The sequence below is a fragment of the Citrobacter sp. wls827 genome (genome assembly GCF_005280875.1).
Taxonomy (GTDB): Bacteria; Pseudomonadota; Gammaproteobacteria; order Enterobacterales; family Enterobacteriaceae; genus Citrobacter; species Citrobacter youngae.
Window position 1 is genome coordinate 488,688 of sequence record NZ_SZWR01000017.1, and the last position, 2,715, is coordinate 491,402.

Annotated in this window: 3 protein-coding genes; 1 reads left to right on the forward strand and 2 read right to left on the reverse strand. The window is 51.8% G+C overall.

Annotation, left to right across the window (positions count from 1 at the left end):
- A partial coding sequence (locus tag FDX03_RS12885) for a malate dehydrogenase (RefSeq protein WP_048211651.1) occupies positions 1 to 1,695 on the reverse strand: 1,695 nt, incomplete at its 3' end.
- A 179-nt stretch (positions 1,696 to 1,874) separates the two neighbouring features.
- Positions 1,875 to 2,015 carry a stationary-phase-induced ribosome-associated protein gene (gene sra, locus FDX03_RS12890; RefSeq protein ID WP_005126806.1) on the reverse strand — a complete coding sequence of 47 codons (141 nt, stop codon included), beginning with the start codon at positions 2,013 to 2,015 and terminating at the stop codon, positions 1,875 to 1,877.
- Positions 2,016 to 2,242: 227 nt separating this feature from the next.
- Here sra and FDX03_RS12895 point away from each other — a divergent pair, with 227 nt between their 5' ends.
- The gene (locus FDX03_RS12895) at positions 2,243 to 2,674 is read left to right on the forward strand and encodes an OsmC family protein (RefSeq protein WP_137346012.1); all 432 of its coding nucleotides are present in this window, start codon (positions 2,243 to 2,245) and stop codon (positions 2,672 to 2,674) included.
- The last annotated feature ends 41 nt before the right edge of the window (positions 2,675 to 2,715 follow it).

A 2,715-nucleotide genomic window follows, 5' to 3' on the forward strand; every position in this document is an offset into this window, starting at 1 on the left:
AATAGAAGTACGACGGTAGTCGCGATATTCCGCCTGCCAGAAATTCTCGTCGATTGCCTGCTGCAGCGCTTCAGCGGAGGTTTTCACCGCCACGCCTTGCTGCTGGGCCATTTTACCGACGGCAAAGGCAATGGCGCGGGAAACGGTCTGAATATCTTTCAGTTCCGGTAACACCAGTCCTTCACCGTTCAGCACCAGCGGTGAGTACTGCGCCAGCGTTTCGCTGGCCGACATCAGCATTTCATCGGTGATGCGTTTGGCGCCAGAGGCTATCACGCCAAGGCCGATACCCGGGAAGATGTACGCGTTATTACACTGGGCAATCGGGTAGATTTTATCTTTCCAGGCGACCGGGGCGAACGGGCTGCCGGTGGCAACCAGCGCGTTACCTTCGGTCCAGGCGATAATATCCTGTGGCGTGGCTTCAACGCGCGAGGTCGGGTTAGACAGCGGCATAACGATCGGACGCGGACAATGCTTGTGCATTTCGCGAATGATCTCTTCAGTAAACAGGCCAACCTGTCCGGAAACCCCGATCAGGATGTCAGGTTTAACGTTGCGGACCACGTCAAGCAACGACAGCACATCTTCTTGTGTATCCCAGTGCTGAAGATTTTCGCGTTTTTGCACCAGTTTGGTCTGGAAGGAGAGCAGGTTCGGCATTTTGTCGGTTAACAGGCCGAAGCGATCGACCATGAACACGCGTTGACGCGCGGCTTCTTCGCTTAAACCTTCACGCTGGATTTGCGCGATGATCTGCTCGGCAATCCCGCAACCGGCGGAACCCGCCCCAAGGAAAACAATGTTCTGCTCGCTCAACTGGCTGCCGGCTGCACGGCTGGCCGCAATCAGCGTACCGACGGTAACCGCTGCGGTGCCCTGAATATCGTCGTTGAATGAGCAAATTTCATCGCGATAACGGGTCAGGAGCGGCATGGCGTTTTTCTGCGCGAAATCTTCAAACTGCAACAGCACATCAGGCCAGCGATGCTTCACGGCCTGGATGAATTCATCAACAAATTCGTAGTATTCATCATCAGTAATGCGCGGATTACGCCACCCCATGTACAGCGGATCGTTCAGCAATTGCTGGTTGTTGGTCCCGACGTCAAGTACCACCGGCAGAGTGTAAGCCGGACTAATCCCGCCACACGCGGTATACAGCGACAGCTTACCGATTGGAATACCCATCCCGCCGATCCCCTGATCGCCAAGACCAAGGATGCGTTCACCGTCGGTGACAACGATGACTTTGATATTGTGGTTCGGGACGTTTTGCAGAATATCGTCCATGTTGTGACGGTTCTGATACGAGATAAACACGCCGCGGGCGCGACGATAGATCTCAGAGAAACGCTCACAGGCCGCGCCTACCGTTGGGGTGTAGATAACCGGCATCATCTCATCAAGATGATTATGCACCAGTCGATAGAACAGGGTTTCGTTGGTATCCTGGATGTTGCGCAGGTAAATATGTTTATCGATTTCGGTTTTGAATCCCTGATATTGGATCCAGGCACGTTCAGCCTGTTCTTCAATCGTCTCGACCACTTCCGGCAGTAACCCCAGCAGGTTGAAGTTACGGCGTTCTTCCACACTGAAAGCGCTCCCTTTATTCAGTAAAGGGAATTCCAGCAGTACCGGGCCAGCGTAAGGGATGTAAAGGGAACGCAGTTTTTTAGTTTCGTTTTCCATGTCACTCACTCTTTTTTGAATAACCGTCCCTGGCACTCTTTATGATCGTATAGGGCCTGTCCGCCAGGGAAACGGGCGAAGTATAAAGCATTGTGAATGGGTTAAGGGGTTTTATAAGCAAAAACACCACTGCGGTTGCAATGGTGTTTATCTCTTTAATCAGTATGTCGTGCGGGAAACTATTTGCTGTCAGCGCGGCGTTTTCTTCCGGTAGGATTGTTGACCACGCTGGATTTGTCGCCTTCGGTCACGACTTTACGTTGATTGGAGATTTTGTGGTCCAGTCCAAGAATATGACGGGCCTGACGGTTCGATTTCATTCTAACTCCTTAATCCTGTTACTGGTTTCAAGGGCGAGCCCGCGTAAGAACGGACGAAATACAACCTGACAAAAAGCCGATGAGTAAACTAACGGCTCTCTGGATGGTCGGTCATTTTATCTGAAAGGTCAATGCTTAAGCAGGAAATGCAGAACTTTCCATTATGGTCATGCATTTTCCCATGAGGCCTATACTTGTTACTCCGATGACAACACAGGAGAGCGGTAATGACTATCCATAAGAAAGGTCAGGCCCACTGGGAAGGCGACATTAAACGCGGTAAAGGGACCGTGTCGACCGAAAGTGGCGTACTTAACCAGCAACCGTATGGATTTAATACACGTTTTGAAGGCGTCAAAGGCACTAACCCTGAAGAGTTGATTGGTGCAGCACATGCTGCCTGCTTCTCGATGGCACTGTCGTTGATGCTGGGCGAAGCAGGTTTTACGCCAGATGCCATTGATACGACTGCCGATGTTTCTCTGGATAAGGTGGATGCCGGTTTTGCTATCACCAAAGTGGCGTTACACAGCCAGGTGAGCGTTCCGGGGATAGACGCCGCTACGTTTGACGGCATTATTCAGAAAGCGAAAGCCGGATGCCCGGTGTCGCAGGTTCTGAAAGCGGAAATTACGCTGGATTATCAATTGCAATCTTAGTAATGGCGTGCCGGATGCGACCGCGTCTTATCCGGCACCCG

Coding starts and splice junctions, on each gene's coding strand:
- sra (WP_005126806.1), bottom strand. CDS start 2,015: ATGAAATCGAACCGTCAGGCCCGTCATATTCTTGGACTGGACCACAAA.
- FDX03_RS12895 (WP_137346012.1), top strand. CDS start 2,243: ATGACTATCCATAAGAAAGGTCAGGCCCACTGGGAAGGCGACATTAAA.